Origin of the sequence: Streptococcus parasanguinis ATCC 15912 (assembly GCF_000164675.2) — a bacterium.
Classification (GTDB): Bacteria; Bacillota; Bacilli; order Lactobacillales; family Streptococcaceae; genus Streptococcus; species Streptococcus parasanguinis.
Genome location: NC_015678.1, coordinates 935,775 through 953,772 on the forward strand (window position 1 = coordinate 935,775; position 17,998 = coordinate 953,772).

The window sequence follows — 17,998 nt, forward strand, 5'->3', positions numbered from 1 at the left end:
GATTTATTCATTAAGAAATCAAAAAAGCGACCTCCTCGAAAGGACGTCGCAACGTGGTTCCACCTTCATTTATGTTCCTCAAAAAAGAGGGACACCTCTGATTGGCTCTAACGTAGCCACCGTTTTATGTTTGCATAAAAGAATCACGAGTAGTCTCAAACCTATCCTCTACGCGATTTCCAGCCCCACGCGCTCTCTATCAGATTTCCTAGATTTGATATGTCTCTGTCAGTTATTATAGCACGATTGAAAAATTTTGCAAGAAAAAGTTTCGTTTTCAATCAAAGAAATGCGTGATTTTACGGATTTTCTTCACTTGTTTGACCGAAGCCTTCATCATCTTCACAGATCCATTGACCGGAAGAGCAATCACCTTGGTCGGGATTTTCACAATGGTCTTAGACATCCGCTTAACCCGACTTTGCTCAGGATTCAAATCATTTGAAAAGTCTTTCGAGATGATTTTATCCAGGTAAAATTCGTAGACCCGACGGCCAAAAGTTGCTGCAGAAATATCATCAATCTTTTCTGCCCACTTGGTCTCATCGATTGCGGGCATCTCATCAATCGCTTCAAGAATCGCTTGTGCCAGATCGCTCTCTTCATAAAAGAGCTTTCCAAACATAGGATCATCAATCACATGATCGAGATAAGGATTGCCATGAGCGATGATCGGGGTACCACTTGCAATACTCTCTAAATAGGTCAACCCTTGCGTCTCACTCGTTGAAGCTGAAATAAAGAAGTCAGCCGCCTTATAGTAGAGAGCTGTCTCATTTGGTGGGATCATCCCTGTAAAGACAACCACATCTGAAATCCCCAGTTTCGCCGCTTGTTTTTTCAAATCATCCAAATAAGGACCATCTCCAGCCACGATCAACTTAACTTTTTGATTGACCTTGAGGACGTCTGGAAGGGCCGCAATAACAGCCTGAATATTCTTTTCATAAGAAACCCGCGACAGACTCAATAAAAGCGTTTCATCTTCTGCGACTTCATATTTTTCACGAAGGACTGCTGTCTCTGTCGGAGTAATTTCTGGCCGGTCAAACTTGGCCAAATCAATCCCTGTCGGAATAATGCGTTTTTCTGCCTTGACCTTGTATTTTTGGAGCAAGTCATAGACGATCTCACTAGGACAGATCACTCCATCCAGATCATTCATATAACTTCTCACAATGTATTTGACCATACTTGGGCGAATGACCATACCTCTTGCAATATAGCGGACATAGTCCTCATACTGGGTATGGTAAGTATGAATGACTGGAATCCGCAACTCACGTCCAATCCACACTCCCAAAAGGCCCAGTGAAAACTCAGTCTGGGTATGGATAATATCCAGCTGGTATTGCTTGGCAATGGCAAGCGCCTTTGAGAAGCCACGATAAGCGACACGGCGGTCCTTAAAGGCGAAGAAAGGGACACTTGGAATCCGAATAATCTGCCAATCTTCATAGCGGTTGACATCTTTATCCGTTGTCGTAAAGATAAAGACCGTGTGACCCAATTTTTCCAATTCTGTTTTGAGCGTCCGAATGCTGGTCGCCACTCCCGAAACTTGCGGGAAATAGGTATCTGTAAATAATCCTACACGCATCTTACATCTCCAAAACTGTTTGATAGGCTTCGACCAGTTGATGAGCCACTAAGTCGATCGAACGACTTTCAGCGACCTTGTAACCGGCCTCCCGCTTGTCTACTTGTCCGTTCAAGACCTTGTTCAAGGAATCCACAAATTCGTCTACATTGTGGCACAATTCAGATGACGTCTCGTCAATCCAGCCATTGTATACTGGAATATCCCGCAAGACCGTGTGCTGAAGACTGGCCAAGGCTTCCAAAACAACGATTCCTTCTGTTTCTTCATAAGATGGGAAGAAGAAAGCATCTGAACCCGTCATAGCCCCTTGGAAGACCGCTCCCTTGAAGTAGCCAGGGAATTCCACATTACTAGGATGATCCTTTTCCACGATACGACGAATCTTACGCGGAATGATCCATTTGTTGATAGAACCTAGCCAAATAAAGCGCACATCCGGCATGCGACGAGCCACTTCTACGAAATCTTCAATTCCTTTACGTTTAAAATAAAGCCCTGCACAGATGACAACCTTTTGACCTTCTTGGATTTTAAAATGCTTGCGAAAGACTTCTTCTTTTTTCGGATCCTTCTTGTATTTTTCCAAATCAATCCCATTGGAGACCGCGATAATCGGTGTAGTCACCCCATAAGACTGAATTAGGTGTTTGGAATACTCAGATGGCGTGATCACATAGTCTGCCTTTTGGTACATGTGAGCCAAATACTTCCCAAACAAGGGCGCAAAAAAGTTAGACCCGATAAAGGAATTTTCAAAATCCTCACGGGTTGAATGGCCATGCATGATGACTTTCTTTCCGCGACGCTTTGCTGCATGGAGCAAAAGAAAACTCCGTGGGCCATAGGTATTGATATGCACCACATCATAGTCCCCTAAAATATCTGTCGTATACGGAATCCCAGCCAAATCAAGCGCATGCATTTGATGTTGCAAAGCTCGACCAATTCCTGATTTTTGTAATACGGATTTTCCTTCTAAATACAGTAAAACTTTCATACCTCCTATTATACCGAAATAAAGAGTGCCCAGCAAGTTTCTACCTGTTTGTAGTATAAAAAAGAAGCCAGAACCTATCTGTTCTGGCTTCCCAGACTAGTAGACACGTCTTCCCATGTCGAGACTCTAGTCTACCAATCCTTATTTTTTGGTCGTTCCACGTTGGTTGATCGTATGAGACAACAACACTTCGCGTTCTTCCAACTCTTCTTTGTGCATGATCTTAGTCAACATGCGCATACTGATCGCACCAAGGTCATACAAGGGTTGTCCAATTGTTGATAGATTTGGACGCGTATATCGGGTTACTTGTGAATCATCACTGGTAATAATTTCGAAATCTTCTGGTACTCTGATACCGTGATCAGACAAGCCGTTCAAGAGACCTGCAGCCAATTCATCACCTGTCACAAAAGCAGCTGTTGCTTTTGACGCAATGATTCGTTCTGCCAAGTTGTAACCTTCATCGTAACGGTACTTGGATTCAAACACAAGCCCTTCGCTATAGCTCAATTTTTTTGCTTTCAAAGCTTCCTTATAGCCTGACAAACGAATTTTTCCATTGATATCGTCCACCAATGGGCCGCTTACAAAAGCAATTTTCTTGTTGTGTTTTGCCAACTGTGTAACAGCATCAACGGTTGCTTGCTTGTAGTCGATATTGACACTTGGTAATTGGTGTTCAACATCCACTGTCCCAGCAAGGACAACTGGTGTCCGAGAGCGTGAAAATTCTGAGCGAATTTTTTCAGTCAAGTGATAACCCATGAAAATGATCCCATCCACTTGTTTTGAAAAGAGGTTGTTTACCACTGAAACTTCTTTGTCATCGTCTTCATCGCTATTTGCAAGAACAATGTTGTACTTGTACATTTCTGCAATATCATCAATCCCTTTAGCCAATGTAGAGAAATAACTATTGGTAATATTTGGAATAACAACACCTACTGTTGTTGTTTTCTTGCTGGCAAGACCACGTGCAACGGCGTTTGGACGATAGTCTAAACGTTCGATCACTTCCAGAACTTTTTTTCGTGTATTTTCTTTAACATTTTTATTTCCATTTACTACACGACTAACGGTTGCCATTGAAACCCCTGCTTCACGGGCGACATCATAAATCGTTACTGTATCGTCTGTATTCATAAGATTTCCTTTCATTGTTGAAAATTTCGTTTTCACTCTCTAAGTAATCTTATTTTATCACTTATTGTAAACACTTTCAAGCATTTTGGCAAAATTTTGTAAACTCTTGCTTTTTTGTGGAAAATTTGACAAAATAGATCCATAGAAAGAAGGTAGCATTATGTCTAAATTAGATCAAATCGTCGATTTTCTTGAAACTGAAAAAACAGATGTCGCTGTTGTGTCCGATCCTGTCACGATCAATTACTTGACTGGATTTTACAGTGATCCCCACGAACGTCAACTCTTTTTGTTCGTTTACACAGACCACGAACCACTTCTTTTCGTTCCTGCCCTTGAAGTGGAACGGGCGACTGCAGTTGTCGATTTCCAAGTGGTTGGCTATGTAGATTCTGAAAACCCTTGGGAAAAGATTAAAGGAGCTATCGCAAAACCAGATGCCAAAACCGTTGCACTTGAATATGATAACTTGATCCTTACAAAATACAATGGCTTGCGCACTGTCTTTGAAAAAGCAACATTTAACAACTTGACACCACGGATTAACCGGATGCGCTTGATCAAATCAGCTGATGAGATCCAAAAAATGTTGGTGGCTGGTCAATATGCAGATAAGGCTGTCAATATGGGATTCGACGCCATTTCACTGGATAAAACAGAAACTGATATCGTAGCAGAAATCGACTTTGGTATCAAACGCTTGGGTTATGAAATGAGCTTTGAAACCATGGTCTTGACTGGAAATAATGCAGCTAACCCACACGGAATTCCTGGAAGCAACAAAGTCGAAAACGATGCTCTCTTGCTCTTTGACCTTGGCTGTATGGTGAATGGTTATGCGTCTGATATGACTCGTACCGTTGCTGTTGGAAAACCTGATGATTTCAAAAAAGAAATCTACCACTTGACTTTAGAAGCTCAACAAGCAGCTATTGACATGATCAAACCAGGTGTAACAGCACATGACGTAGACCGTGCTGCTCGGAGTGTCATCGAAAAAGCTGGTTATGGTGAATACTTCAACCACCGCCTCGGACACGGTATCGGAATGGACGTGCATGAATTCCCTTCTATTATGGAAGGAAATGACATGGTGCTTGAAGAAGGAATGTGCTTCTCAGTCGAACCAGGAATCTATATTCCAGGTAAAGTCGGTGTCCGTATCGAAGACTGTGGGTATGTCACAAAAGACGGTTTTGGACTCTTCACGGAAACCAGCAAAGACTTACTTTACTTTGACTAATCCTTTTGCAATCAACTAGAAAAAAATCAGGTCACTAAAGTGTACTGACCCAAAAAAATTAGACAAATAATTTAAGAAAAGAGGCTGGGACAAAAGTCCTAGCCTCTTTTCAATATAATCAAAAAAGATAGTATAAGACTTTATTGAAACGTGAATCTTATAGCCTTCTTTCAAAAGAGGTCATATAACCTCTTTGAAAGAACTTAGAAATAAAAAATTATCTTATTTAAATAAGATAACCTCTATGAACTGCAAAAAAGCACACCCTATTTGAACCTCGTCCCTAGAATCTTCCATTGCCATCATATGTTCTTCCTATTTCCTGAAAAATCGATGAATCATCCATAGAACATCTTTAAGCCCTTCTTTATGAATGAATGATGCCTTAGTCAGTTTTTCTTGCATAGAAATTCATCCATATCCTCCTTACTTCTTCTTTAATAAGATGCTTCGGAATTCACAACTTAATTTTTTTATTGAATAGCTCAGTCACTTTCTAATTTTTTTCTTTTTGTACAGGAAAAACAGCTATTATACTATAAATAATTGATTGTAAATCAACCGATTTTAGTTTATAATACAGATGAAAAGTTTAACAAATTTCTATTTTTATAATGGAGATTTTGATTACATTTAGGAGACTTCATCATATGAAAAAATTAACGAAATTAGGTATCGCATCGATTTCCGTATTTGTATTAAATACTTATACTCATACGATTGTGAAAGCTGATGAAAATAGGAGTTCAGAGACTTCTGTAACAGTAGAGTTATCAACAACTCAAGCAAATGCTCCACAGGGAGAACATTCCATCGTAACGAACAATGGTTCTTCGAGCGCTGAGGACAATGTTCCCTCTAGTGATGAAGACTATACTCCAGCTACAACCTCTTCGGAAACTACTAGGAGTACAGTGACTCCTCCAAAAAGTAATATCGTAAACGAAGATGGATATGTCAATATTGAGGGACAGCCCGCAGCTTTAACAGATGATGGTGAAAGTGTTGTCTATTCTTATACAGTTGCGTTTAAAGGGATGCATTCTAGTGATCGTGGGCAAACAGTTCGCGATATCAGACTCCGCATTCCAGACATTCCAGGCGCTAAAGTTGATTTCACACTGATTGGAACACGAGATGCCAATGAAAATCCTGTTCCCGTCAATGTACCAATGAAAGTCATTCTTCCTGATGAAATTGTTTCGGATTCTGACACTGATCCTACTGCTACCTTTAATTCAGATTCCTCAGTTGTTCCAACTGCAGAAGAATTAAGAGCAGGTAAAAAACCGGCAATTGTCAATATGGATGCAAATGAAAATGGTTATCCTGGAGAACACCTTTATCCAGGAGACGGAATCGTTCATTTATATGGAATTAGCTCTAAAACCCTTAAAAGTACTGCTTTTCGTGTAGCTATCACACTTCCATTAAAAGAGGCAAAGAAAATCAAATACTTACCGATTGATGCCCGTTTTGCATGGAAATGTAGCCAAGAAGGTGGGATAGCCAGTTATGAAGAAGGCTGTCAGAGTTTAGAAGAATATAAATCTAATCAGGTTTATTTTGCTGATGAGGATGGTAATCTAAGTTATGGTGGGTTGGGCAATCCTACCCTAGTGGATGAAAGTTACGTACAGGATGGTCATCTCATCAAGTCCGTTGCAAGTCCAAATACCTACATTACACCTAATAATGGGGACTGGACCAAAATTCCAAATGACACCAATATTGATCCCAATACTTTCTTTAACTATGTGGAAATATTTACATTAAAGAATAATCCATCGGTTACGTATTATGCATCTGAAACAGAAGATATGGCTGATCAAGACGTATCTGCTTTTTACCAAGGAAACGTTCTGATCGACTATGTGATCAAAGGATCCAACCAATCCATCAAACCTACATATACTGATACTGCCATGACTTCTATCTATGGATTGGATGGTAGACTTAAAAACTACAACACAACAGAAAATAATCTCGAACGCCCAGACTATATTATTTTTAATGGACAAAAATATCTTCTAGTAGGGATTTCATCCTCATCCGCACCAGAGATTGGTCCTATGAAAGAGGGGACGCTCCATGTAGTATATGAATATGTGAAGGAAGCTTCTAATCCTGTTACTCCCGTAACACCAACTCCAACACCCGTTTCACCAATAGTCCCTGAACCAGTTCAACCAAGCCAAAAAGAAGTCAAAAAAGAAAATCCGCTCTCTCACGAAGGAACTGTAGAGCCTCAACCATCTCAGAATTCTGTTACTAAATCAGTAATGGATTTAGAGCAAGTAGGATTGCCAAAAACCGGAGATTCTAGTAACAATGTATTCTTTAGCTTCTTGGGTGCCTTAACAGGTTTCCTTGGATTCTCCCTCATCAAAAAAAGAAAGAGTGAAAGATAATAGAAAATTCTAAGCCGTTCACCTGTCTGGAAGCTGGCAAATTCTAATAAGAGGTTATTTTGAACCCTCGAAAAATCTTTACTCTCTACTTATTGATCGTAGCAGTCTATTTTCTCTTTAACTTTGCTCTCTCTAGTTTTTCTCACCACTTATCCAAAAAGTGGGCAAAAGCTATAGACTAATAGAGGTTCAAGTTCCGATCTCAGCAAAAAAGATCGAAGAAGGTTACACTTCTTCGATCTTTTTCTTATGAAACGGATTCGAGATTCATTCTTTTCTGCGTATCTTCCACGACGTCTTTTAAAGTGGTTTGGGACATTTCTTTTTCCATAGCAATCTGAATGTCCTCAAGCTTCCCATCTAAAACATTGTGGATATTGTGGCCAATTGGGCAGGCTGGATTCGGATTGTCATGAAAACCAAATAATTGACCTGTCGAACCTAAGCATTCTACCGCTTGATAGATATCCAGCAGGCTGATCTTATCGGCTGCTTTTGCGAGCTCAGCTCCGCCTGTCCCACGTGCTACATGGATCAATCCTGCTTTCTTCAACTGAGACAAGGTCTTTCGAATAATAACAGGGTTCACGCCGACACTTCCTGCCAAAAAATCACTGGTTACTTTTGTTTTTTCTCCTTGTAGAGCAATCATGATCAAGACATGAGTCCCAATGGTAAAGCGACTCGAAATTTGCATAACTTCACTCCTTTCTACCCGTTTTTGAAGGTAGAGTCTATTGAACAACCGTCAAGGAACGACTTCCGTTAATCCTATTATACTCTTTTTAGTTGTAATGTCAACAGTTACACTATTGAAAGAAGTCCTCTAACCAAGCATCGATTTCTCGATCATGACCTTCTCTCTGCTCAATCTCATGAAGAAGCTCATGATTGTGGGTATGATGAATGCCATTGACCAAACTTTCATAATACACTTGGTAATAAGGAAGATGGAGGTCTTTTGCGAGTTGCAGTTCTTTTTGGACATCATAATCCACCCGTCTAAAATCTACATCTTTTAGCCCCATTTGATCAAATTCAAGAATAGCATACATGGCCCGAAGGTCCTTGCGAAGATTCTTTTCCAGAAAGAAAGGCTGACCGATCGAGCCAGGATTGATGATCAGTTCTCCGCCTGTCCCGTAACGGAAAAACTGCTGGTGAATGTGTCCGTAGACTGCAATATCACAAGACGGGTTTGTCACCAAGCGGTCAAAATCCTTCTGCTCACCAATGTGAATCAATTCGCGACCCCAATTCTTATCGGGTAAGTGGTGGGTAATACCGATCTTTAAACCTGCGATTTCTCTATGGACCTGCATGGGCATTTCCTGCATGACTTCAATTTCCTGGGGTGTGATTTCTTCCAGAATATATTGACACTGGCGCATGAGGTAGCGATGACTGGATCTGGTCTCATCCAACATCCCTCTCATAGCCCGCCAAAGACTATCTTCCCAGTTTCCAAGGACTTTGACCGTAATAGGTAACTCCTCTAACAGCTCCAAGAGGGCCCGTCTCCCTGTTCCTGGCATCAAACTATCTCCTAAGAGCCAATATTCATCCACCTTGGCTTTTCGACTATCCTCTAGGACAGCTTCCAATGCTGTCGTATTTCCATGAATATCTGAAAGTAAAGCAATTTTAGTCATGATCTTCTCCTTCTCTCCATTATAACAAAGAGAAGAAAAACTTCCACCCTAAGGTGAAAGTTTTATGAACATTCCATGCTACCAGAAATGAAAACTCAGGCTAGAAGCGGAAGCTTCGTCGTTGGATTTATCTTTTTCCAAAGAGTTGCTTAACGGCTTTGTATCTTAGTCTACTGATTTGAGGGCTTCGAGCATGTCTATTTTTCGGAGATAATGGTCAACATAAATTCCTAACAGGATCAAGAGAAGGATCATTCCTCCGACAGGGAAGAGGAAAACGCCAAGTCCCACTTTAGGGTAAAAGAGAATAGCATCTGGTGCAATCATGGCAATGAGGAATTGATGAAGATAATAGCCACCTCCTAATCCCATGAGGATCCCTATGATAGACAATAAGATGGTTTCACGGTAAATATAGAGCGTCACTTCCTTATTATGGAATCCTAAGACCTTAATGGTCGATAATTCCCGGATCCGCTCTGCCACATTGATATTGGTTAAATTATACAAGATTACAATGGCTAGCAAGATCGATACGACTACTAGAATCATCATAGTGGTATCCAAAGATTTGGCAACTGAGTTAAAGAGGGAAATCATCGAAGCATTTTGACTAACCGCCTTCACAGCTGCAAGTGCCATCATGTCTCGACTGACAGTTTGCACTTTTCGTGTAGAAGGATTTCTCAACTGCACCAAATAGCTATTTGCTGAAGTCCGCTTTCCGTAGATTTTTTGGTAACTTGCCTGATCCATATAGACAAAATGGCCGACATAATTTTCAGTGATCCCTGCTACCTTAAAAGAGTGGCCATCTAAGGTCAGTCGATCACCGACTGTAACCCGGGCTAATTGCGCTAGCTTACTACTGATGATGACCCCTTTCTTGAGAGACAAGGACTCTCCTTGCTTGATAGAACGCAAGCTTACAAAGGGAGCAAAATCTGTACGGTCCGTTACCATCATCGTAATGGTCTGCTTGTCGCGTCCACCCTTTAAAGATGCTTCAATGACCTTACTATAGATCGGTCGATAATCCTTGATATCTGATTTTTCCAGACGATTGGTTAGTTCCTTGCTTTCTTGGCTTGATGAATTGGTTTTTTGGGCTACAATCAACTCATAAGATAGGATCTCTTGAAATTGGCGTTTGGAAACACCTCTTACAGAAGATTGAATTCCTAGCCCTGCAAAGAGGAGAGCAACAGAACCTGCCACTCCAAAAATGGTCATCAGCATCCGTTGTTTGTAACGAAAGAGATTACGAGCAGTGACCTTGTGGGTGAAACTCAGACGCTTCCAAATAAAATGGAGACGCTCCAGGAAAATCTTCGAACCGGATACCGGTGGTTTAGGAAGCAATAAAAGATTGGCTTCTTCTTTTAATTCCTTGCGAGAAACCCAGTAAGCCGGAAGCACACTCGCGATGAAAGATAGTCCGAGCGCAATCAGAGTCATATCCCCATAAAAATACTCTCTGCTCTCTCCAATCACCATCCCTTGCGTGATAATGTTGGAAATGATCCCCGATAGGAAATAATGGCCCAGCAAGGTTCCTAGAAGGGTACCGATCGTCCCTGCAAAGAATCCATAGAGAACAAATTTGAGAATGATGTCCCTGGTACGATAGCCCAGCGCCTTAAAAATACCTGCATTGGTTCGCTCTTCATCGACAAAGCGGGTCATCGTGGTAAAGGTCACCATGGCTGCTACCAGATAAAGAACGACCGGAAAAATATTTCCAACAGCAGAGATACTACTACTGGCATTGCTATACATCAAGTAACCTTGTCCACCTGGCATGGTCTTGCGGTCATAGACATGATAAGTTGGGATTTCCAGCTGATCTCGCTCCCTTTGGGCTTTTTTCATCTCCTCCTCTTTTTTTCCGAGCTCCGATTCACCTGTAGCCCAGTCCTTCTTTTTCTGATCCAGTTGTTCTTTGGCTTGATGGAGCTTTTCTTGACTGGCTACTTGCTCTTTAGCTGGCAGAAAGGAAGCTAATTTCTTGAACTGCGCCTCCTGCAAGTCTAATTGCTTTTGAGCCTGATCGATCTGATTCTTGGCTGACTGGAGTGTTTCCTTGGCACGACTGAGTTCTTTCTGGCCTTTTTGAATCTGGCCATCCGCCTCCTGCTTGAGTCTTTGATAGCGAGCCTTTCCATTATCTTTCAAAAGTTTTTCTAACTCTTCTTGATGAGCTTCGAGCCGTTTTTGGTAGACTTGCGAAAAAGAATCTAAAGACTTCAGATCATCAAACTGGATCCGCGCCATCGCGGGAAGTTTGGTGGTGAAGACTTCTTTTGAAACCAGAGCATAGGCATCCAGATTCCCACTGCCACTCATGGCAGTGCCTAAATTCTTTTGAGACCACATCTCAGAGGATTGTACAAAGCCAACAATGGTGAATTGATTTCGCTTTAAACTAGAGCTCGTTCCAGACTTTTCTTCAAGTGTGAGGGTATCCCCTATCTGATAGCGATCCTCCCAAAAACTTGCTAGGGCCAGTTCCCCTTCTTTTTTGGGCAGGCGCCCCTTGGTCACACGAAAAGAAGAAAGGCTTTTTGGGGCAGAAAAAAGTCGAATTGCCTCTCCTGTCCCTTTCACTGTCAAATCCAGCAGTGAACCAAATTCGACACGCGCCCCTTTGACTCTTAAAAACTCCTCTTGGTCTACCTGGTCTAATCCCAAGTCCCCCATAACAGCAAGATCTAGCATCTTTTGTTGCTGAATAAACTGGTTAGCCGTTCGGTGCATATTTGGAGTAGTCACCTTTAGGCCTACCAAGGCCAAGCTTCCCAACAACATCAAGGTTAAGATGGAGAGAAAGCGTCCTTTTGAATGTGTAAAAGAAGCAAATAAATCCTTCCAATAGACTTTTCGTTTCATGCTACCACCTCTTCTAATACTCTAGTGTAGCAATATCTTGAGGAAGCTCATTGATTTCTACCGACTTGACCTTGGCATCATGCATGCGAATCACACGGTCTGCAATAGGAGCTAGAGCAGCATTATGGGTTACGATGATGACCGTCGCTCCTTTTTTTCGAGACATATCCTGTAAAATCCCCAATACTTGCTTACCCGTCTGGTAATCCAAGGCTCCCGTCGGCTCATCACAAAGGAGGATTTTTGGATTTTTCGCCACTGCCCGAGCGATCGCCACCCGTTGTTGTTCCCCGCCTGACAATTGGGCAGGAAAATTATCAAGACGATTGCCAAGTCCTACTTCTTTCAAAACAGCTTCCGGATCTAGAGCGTCAGAAACAATTTCTGAAGCCAACTCAACATTCTCCTTAGCTGTCAAATTAGGGACCAAATTATAAAATTGAAAGACAAAACCAACATCATCTCGTCGATAATTGGTTCGTTGATGGGCATTGAGCTTTGCAATATCCACCCCATCAATCAGAACCTGACCCTCGTCATTGGTGTCCATCCCTCCTAAGATATTGAGAACCGTTGATTTTCCAGCTCCTGAAGCCCCTAAAATAATAACCAACTCGCCTTTTTCTATCTCAAAGGAAACATCCCGGTTAGCGAAAATCTCTGTCTCTCCACTCGTATAGCGCTTGTAACAATGCTGCATTTCGATGTAGGGCATTTTCTCTTTCCTCCCTCTACTTCCTATCTATATTATAATCCTTTTTCGATAGATTACAATGGAATCGAGGTAGTAGAAAACAGGGTAATCCCAAATTATCATGAACTATTATAAATTTTATGCTATAATTAGAGACAAATTTGATTTATTCTTAGAAAGAAGGCTCATTGTGAGTTTACAACAGTTTGAAAGGAAATCACTTCAAGAAATCAACCAATCTATTGACGTGCCAAAAGGGATCCCTTTTTGGAAGACCCTTCTACTCTTTTCAGGACCAGGAAGTCTAGTAGCTGTCGGCTATATGGATCCGGGAAACTGGATTACTAGTGTCGTCGGGGGGGCCCAATACCGTTACCTCCTCTTATCAGTGGTTCTTCTCTCGTCTTTAATCGCCATGCAGTTGCAACAAATGGCTGGTAAACTAGGGATTGTCCACCGTAAGGATCTGGCCCAAACAACCGCCCATCATTTGCCAAAATGGCTTCGCTATACCCTTTGGATTGTGATTGAGCTTGCCTTGATGGCGACAGATTTAGCGGAAGTCATCGGCTCAGGGATTGCCCTTCACCTCCTCTTTGGTTGGCCTCTGCTCTTTTCCATTCTGATTACTATCTTTGATGTCTTCCTATTACTGGGGCTCATGCATCTAGGATTTCGAAAGATCGAGGCCATCGTTTCAACCTTGATCCTCACGATCCTAGCAATTTTCGGCTATCTAGTTTTCCTATCGAAACCAGATATCGGAGGAATCTTCGCTGGCTTCCTCCCTAAAAAAGAAGTGTTGGGAATCGGTCTTCCAAAAGGAAATGAAGCCTTAACCTTGGCACTTGGAATCATTGGTGCAACAGTAATGCCTCACAACCTCTATCTCCACTCTTCCATTTCGCAAACGCGAAAAGTCGATTACAAGGATCCAGCAGATATCAAACGGGCAGTGCGCTTTATGACCTGGGATTCAAATATTGAATTGAGTTTGGCTTTCGTTGTCAACTCCCTCCTCTTGATTCTTGGAGCGGCCCTCTTCTTTGGTCATGGAGATAAAATCGGTGCTTTCTCTAGCATGTACAATGCCCTCAAGGACAACCATATTGCCGGTGCTATCGCTAGTCCCTTCTTATCCACCCTCTTTGCCATCGCATTGTTAGCCAGTGGTCAAAATTCAACCATTACTGGGACCTTAACCGGTCAAATCGTTATGGAAGGTTTCTTACGATTCCGCTTACCACAATGGGTCGTTCGTCTCATGACTCGGATCATTGCCCTTCTTCCTGTCATCGTCGTTGCAATTTTATTCGGTGACCAAGAACATGTCCTCGATGACCTTCTGGTTTATTCTCAAGTCTTCCTATCAGCGGCTCTTCCTTTTTCTATCTTCCCTTTGGTTTATTTTACTTCCAACAAAGGAATCATGGGAGAGCATGTCAATGCGAAGTGGAATACTTTCTTAGGCTACCTCGTTGCCATAATCTTAACTATCTTAAATTTCAATTTGATTGTGACAACTTTTATCAAATAAAGAAACCAGCACTTTTTTCGTGCTGGTTTTCTTTTAAAATCTTGCTTATGATTTCCATCAACCCACTATTTTCCCCAAAATTTCCTGATTAAATTTTAAAGAGGGAATATTTTTAAATATCCATTTTTTATGAAAAAAACTGCTATTGCTCTCATCGCCCGTCTTTCTTAACTTTGTGAAAATTGAAGCCATTTTTTATTTTTAGAAAAATCGATTGAGTTGTCCATTTTTTTTTTTTTAGAGTATAATGCTTATTGTTGGTTAGGTAAAGTTATTTAAATAGTAAAATATTTTACTCAACAAATTAATGTTAATATGTTCAAATCGAAATAGAAGGAATCTTATGGCAAGACAAAGACAAACAACAACAAAGATTGACTTAAGAAATGCACTTTCACAGCTACTATTACAGCAAAATTTTGAAAGCATCACTATTCGTGAATTGACAGAAAAAGCTGGGATTAATCGAGGTACCTTCTACTTGCACTATGTCGACAAATACGATATGTTTGAACAAATGAAAACAGAATTAGTGCAAGAATTGGATAGTCTTTTTGTTGAAGGAAGCCCAGTAAAAGTTAATTTTCTCAATGTTTTGACAAGGATTAAAGAAAATTACGATTTTATCTATGCTCTTTCACAATCTAGTTACTTGGACTTCCGTAAATTTGTTAGAGGCTTTACACTTCATGCATTAGATGATACCCCTAATGCTAAGGAGCACATCATTGCAGATTTCCAGGTTCCTTACAAGTATGGTCTAGAAATTTTCATAGCTACGATTGAATCTGTTATTGTGACCTGGCTAGAATCGGGTGCAAAAGAAGATCCAATTGAAATCGCAACTATTATTCTCAGCATTTCTGATTTCACGAGCTGGAACTAAGTCTCCTGAACCTTCCCCATCATGTACTGACCCCAAAAGTTAGAGTTATTGTATCTAACTTTTGAGTCACAGTTCATAATGGCGGGAAGGTTTTTCGTTTACAGAAAAAAACTGGATAATTTTTCTTTCAAACTCTTTATCCAGCTCCTAATTTCTTATTTTTTCTTTGCCAACATAGTCGCAAATCGGAGTTGAATCCGATTGCCATTCTCATCTCGACGATGGAGGTGGCCAGGATTTTCATTGTATTTGACCAATTCCCAATCCTTGTAATACTCCGCTAATTCTCCTTCTTTAAAAGTGAACGAGAAGGGCATTTGGCAGGGATAATCTTCTGTATCCATGGCACAAACAATGAGATTGTAGCCCCCTGGATTGGTATGCTCTTGCATATTGCGGATGATCGCCGGGATTCGATCAGCCTCTAAAAACATGAGGACCACAGTTGACACGATGAAGTCATAGTTTTGGGTAAGAGCTGCAGCATTGATATCATAAAGGCCCACTGGCATCTCTAGATCTTCCTCAGCGACAATACTTTGTAAGATCTCAAGAGCCAGTTCATTTTGATCCACAGCTGTTACGTCAAAGCCATGTTGGGCCAAAAAGAGGGCGTTGCGTCCTTGCCCGCATCCTAGATCCAGTGCCTTTCCAGCTGGGACCATTCCCACTGCTTCTAGCACTTCTGAATGGACAGGATTGGTGTTGTATTTTTTTGGGAAATAGTCTTTTGGCTCACAGTAAAATTCTAGGTACCACTCCACATCGTCAGTCGCTGCTTCCACACGGTGCCAGGCCTGGGGCTCGGCCATGGGGTTTTCTGCTCCTGCTTCAAAGAGGTGGCTCGCGATTTCTTCCCCCTCTTCGGTCAACTCAATAAATCGTAACTGACCTTTTAAAACTCTAATCTTCCCCCAGGTTCCTACCTTGGTATTGTGCTTTCTTTGAAGAGCTTCTGGCATGGTATCCTTGGTCCAGATAGGCATGCGCTTGTAAGCGATCAATTTTTGTGTCATGCTGCTTCTCCTTTTTCTTTCAGTACCCTTATCATACATAAAAAAGACCCTTTTTACAAGTTGGAAAAAGAGGCTCCGCTTTCTAGCGGAACCTCCTTGTTAGGATCTCATCATCCTCTTTATTTTTTTGATTTTTTATAAAAGAATCCAGCTAAACTAAATCCACAAACAGCCAATACTCCAAGAAGTACTGAGAAGACCACACTTGAATCTTGAGTTTTACTAGCATTTTTAGAGGTGTCTCCGAGAGCTTCCTGACAAGTTTCTGGCTTTTTATCAGAAGAATCTTTTTCAGCAGCAGCCATTAAGTTCGCTTTATTATAGCCATCATAGACAAAGTCAGCTTCCAAGCCCTTTTCTTCACGGATCTTATCTTCCATTTCCTTTTCAGTAGCCTTGATTTGTTTGAAGATTACATCTGCACGGTCCATGGATTCCTTGGTGACTTCACCTTGAAGGGCTTTGGCTTGCTCATCTGTGAGGCCACTATATTTTTGATCCAAAGCAGCTTGTTCCTTGATCCAGCCGGCTTCCATTTCTTTCCATTTATCTTGGATACTGGTACCAAAGAGGTCCGGATATTTCATGACCATTTGGTCAATATGCCAAACAGCCCAATACCATGAAGTTGGATCATACTTGGCAGAACGAACTTTAAAGGCACCGTAGGTGTCATTGACCAAACCATAGAATGGAACATATGGAGTATTGCGGCTTTGGGCAAGACCTAACCAAACGATTCCACCAAATGGACTTGGCAAGTCTTTCTTGATTTGATAGACATGGGCATCAATAACATTTTCATTTCCTAAAGCATACTTGTATTTCTTGGTATCGACTTTTTTACCTGGTTCAGCCAAGTCATCTGCTGTAAATTGTTTGAGGTGTTCGAAACGGTTCCGTTGTTCTGCGAAAACATCTTCTAGACTATACTTTTTAGAAGGATCTGTTGGTTTACGAAGGAGATCAAAGTGTTGATCATCATATTTGATATCCGCTTTTGGATCCATCAGGGTAATCCCTGCATAGGTCCGTGAGCGGTTGCGTTCCGTGTATTCATCCGGACCATAAGAATCCGCAATATGGAACTTGCCATCCTTATCCGTCTTGTAGTGATCTGCCTTTTTAGCTACTGCTTCTACATCTTTTGAAGCAATGACATTGTCCTTGTCATTGAGATCCACATGTCCTAGATAGTAGGTATTGGCAAAAATAGCATAGCGGTCTTGGGGGAATTTAATGGCTACATATTGGTGACCTGAGAGGATTTCCATGTACCATAATTCATTTTTATCTGCTACGACGATAATATTCCCTTCGGCAGAAACTTTTTCATCCAAAGTCTTGGCAACAATTTCAATTCCTTCTCGAGCAGTTTTGGCACGAGGCAAGACCAAGTCGATCATGGAAGCTTCTGGTAGGCCATCTTTGACCAAAGGGTCAGCTTTCAATATCTTGTCATGAGGAGTCGCTGATACTGTCGCTGTCATCGACACGCCCACTTCATTAAAACCGTGAGCTCCGAAGTTTCCGTTGCTACCATCACCACGCGCTGCATCATAAGTCGCTGTATACTTCATTTCATGACTTAAATGTGGATAGGTAAAGCCATTGGATTCATCTTCGATCTTATCCCCTTCCTTATAGTCCTTAGCTGGAACTACAACAAAGTTTTGATTGTGGCGCCCGCCATCTGGTGCATAGGGATAATCCTCTGTACGACCATAAAGCATGGAGCCATCCGTGGTTAAGTCCTTTCCCACAATGAAGGCAGAACAGGCTTGTGCGACCTGCACTGGCAATAGGGCGATCACCATCAGCCCAAACAGTAGTTTGAATAGGATTTTCTTCATAGTCTTTCTCCTTATTGACTACAAAAGAGGCTTAAAAAACTTCTAAGCCAGTGAAAAACAACTATACCAAC

General features: G+C 41.4%; 13 protein-coding genes. 4 read left to right on the forward strand and 9 right to left on the reverse strand.

Going from position 1 to position 17,998, the window contains the following annotated elements:
• Window positions 1–277: 277 nt before the first annotated feature.
• The 3 genes from HMPREF0833_RS04475 to ccpA all read right to left on the reverse strand — a co-directional run bounded on the left by HMPREF0833_RS04475 (window position 278) and on the right by ccpA (window position 3,746).
• The gene (locus HMPREF0833_RS04475) at window positions 278–1,600 is read right to left on the reverse strand and encodes a glycosyltransferase family 4 protein (RefSeq protein ID WP_013903911.1); all 1,323 of its coding nucleotides are present in this window, start codon (window positions 1,598–1,600) and stop codon (window positions 278–280) included.
• Window position 1,601: 1 nt separating this feature from the next.
• Window positions 1,602–2,600, reverse strand: a complete 999-nt coding sequence (locus HMPREF0833_RS04480; RefSeq protein WP_013903912.1) for a glycosyltransferase family 4 protein — start codon at window positions 2,598–2,600, stop codon at window positions 1,602–1,604.
• 141 nt (window positions 2,601–2,741) lie between these two features.
• Complete coding sequence (ccpA, locus tag HMPREF0833_RS04485; RefSeq protein ID WP_041818325.1) at window positions 2,742–3,746, reverse strand: catabolite control protein A; 1,005 nt, start codon at window positions 3,744–3,746, stop codon at window positions 2,742–2,744.
• A 160-nt stretch (window positions 3,747–3,906) separates the two neighbouring features.
• On the opposite strand from ccpA, the gene HMPREF0833_RS04490 reads away from it, so the two are divergent.
• Together HMPREF0833_RS04490 and HMPREF0833_RS04495 are read left to right on the forward strand one after the other, a co-directional pair.
• Window positions 3,907–4,989: a M24 family metallopeptidase gene (locus tag HMPREF0833_RS04490; protein WP_013903914.1), complete on the forward strand. Its 1,083-nt coding sequence runs from the start codon at window positions 3,907–3,909 to the stop codon at window positions 4,987–4,989.
• 650 nt (window positions 4,990–5,639) lie between these two features.
• Window positions 5,640–7,400: an LPXTG cell wall anchor domain-containing protein gene (locus tag HMPREF0833_RS04495; protein ID WP_041818327.1), complete on the forward strand. Its 1,761-nt coding sequence runs from the start codon at window positions 5,640–5,642 to the stop codon at window positions 7,398–7,400.
• Between the two features lie 247 nt (window positions 7,401–7,647).
• On the opposite strand, the gene HMPREF0833_RS04500 is transcribed toward HMPREF0833_RS04495, so the two are convergent.
• The 4 genes from HMPREF0833_RS04500 to HMPREF0833_RS04515 form a co-directional block, all read right to left on the reverse strand.
• Window positions 7,648–8,097 (reverse strand): Rrf2 family transcriptional regulator, encoded by a 450-nt coding sequence (locus HMPREF0833_RS04500; RefSeq protein ID WP_013903917.1) that lies wholly within the window; start codon window positions 8,095–8,097, stop codon window positions 7,648–7,650.
• 112 nt (window positions 8,098–8,209) lie between these two features.
• Entirely contained in the window at window positions 8,210–9,052 is an 843-nt protein-coding gene (locus HMPREF0833_RS04505) for a metallophosphoesterase family protein (protein ID WP_013903918.1), read from the reverse strand.
• Between the two features lie 165 nt (window positions 9,053–9,217).
• The gene (locus tag HMPREF0833_RS04510; RefSeq protein WP_013903919.1) at window positions 9,218–11,941 is read right to left on the reverse strand and encodes an ABC transporter permease; all 2,724 of its coding nucleotides are present in this window, start codon (window positions 11,939–11,941) and stop codon (window positions 9,218–9,220) included.
• A gap of 13 nt (window positions 11,942–11,954) precedes the next feature.
• Complete coding sequence (locus tag HMPREF0833_RS04515; RefSeq protein ID WP_013903920.1) at window positions 11,955–12,656, reverse strand: ABC transporter ATP-binding protein; 702 nt, start codon at window positions 12,654–12,656, stop codon at window positions 11,955–11,957.
• A 169-nt stretch (window positions 12,657–12,825) separates the two neighbouring features.
• On the opposite strand from HMPREF0833_RS04515, the gene HMPREF0833_RS04520 reads away from it, so the two are divergent.
• Together HMPREF0833_RS04520 and HMPREF0833_RS04525 are read left to right on the forward strand one after the other, a co-directional pair.
• Window positions 12,826–14,172, forward strand: coding sequence for an Nramp family divalent metal transporter (locus HMPREF0833_RS04520; RefSeq protein WP_041818328.1), 1,347 nt, complete (start codon window positions 12,826–12,828; stop codon window positions 14,170–14,172).
• A 343-nt stretch (window positions 14,173–14,515) separates the two neighbouring features.
• The gene (locus HMPREF0833_RS04525; protein ID WP_003014599.1) at window positions 14,516–15,058 is read left to right on the forward strand and encodes a TetR/AcrR family transcriptional regulator; all 543 of its coding nucleotides are present in this window, start codon (window positions 14,516–14,518) and stop codon (window positions 15,056–15,058) included.
• A 155-nt stretch (window positions 15,059–15,213) separates the two neighbouring features.
• Here HMPREF0833_RS04525 and tehB read toward each other — a convergent pair whose 3' ends face one another.
• A complete protein-coding gene (tehB, locus tag HMPREF0833_RS04530) occupies window positions 15,214–16,074 on the reverse strand; it encodes an SAM-dependent methyltransferase TehB (RefSeq protein WP_041818330.1) in 861 nt (286 codons plus the stop codon).
• Between the two features lie 119 nt (window positions 16,075–16,193).
• Entirely contained in the window at window positions 16,194–17,927 is a 1,734-nt protein-coding gene (locus HMPREF0833_RS04535) for a C69 family dipeptidase (RefSeq protein ID WP_013903924.1), read from the reverse strand.
• Window positions 17,928–17,998 lie beyond the last annotated feature (71 nt).

Bases quoted from the DNA above. Each gene is read 5' to 3' on its own strand.
- HMPREF0833_RS04505 (WP_013903918.1), bottom strand. From the start codon at position 9,052: ATGACTAAAATTGCTTTACTTTCAGATATTCATGGAAATACGACAGCA.
- HMPREF0833_RS04535 (WP_013903924.1), bottom strand. From the start codon at position 17,927: ATGAAGAAAATCCTATTCAAACTACTGTTTGGGCTGATGGTGATCGCC.
- HMPREF0833_RS04525 (WP_003014599.1), top strand. From the start codon at position 14,516: ATGGCAAGACAAAGACAAACAACAACAAAGATTGACTTAAGAAATGCA.
- HMPREF0833_RS04500 (WP_013903917.1), bottom strand. From the start codon at position 8,097: ATGCAAATTTCGAGTCGCTTTACCATTGGGACTCATGTCTTGATCATG.
- HMPREF0833_RS04510 (WP_013903919.1), bottom strand. From the start codon at position 11,941: ATGAAACGAAAAGTCTATTGGAAGGATTTATTTGCTTCTTTTACACAT.
- HMPREF0833_RS04495 (WP_041818327.1), top strand. From the start codon at position 5,640: ATGAAAAAATTAACGAAATTAGGTATCGCATCGATTTCCGTATTTGTA.
- HMPREF0833_RS04515 (WP_013903920.1), bottom strand. From the start codon at position 12,656: ATGCCCTACATCGAAATGCAGCATTGTTACAAGCGCTATACGAGTGGA.
- HMPREF0833_RS04490 (WP_013903914.1), top strand. From the start codon at position 3,907: ATGTCTAAATTAGATCAAATCGTCGATTTTCTTGAAACTGAAAAAACA.
- HMPREF0833_RS04480 (WP_013903912.1), bottom strand. From the start codon at position 2,600: ATGAAAGTTTTACTGTATTTAGAAGGAAAATCCGTATTACAAAAATCA.
- ccpA (WP_041818325.1), bottom strand. From the start codon at position 3,746: ATGAATACAGACGATACAGTAACGATTTATGATGTCGCCCGTGAAGCA.
- tehB (WP_041818330.1), bottom strand. From the start codon at position 16,074: ATGACACAAAAATTGATCGCTTACAAGCGCATGCCTATCTGGACCAAG.
- HMPREF0833_RS04475 (WP_013903911.1), bottom strand. From the start codon at position 1,600: ATGCGTGTAGGATTATTTACAGATACCTATTTCCCGCAAGTTTCGGGA.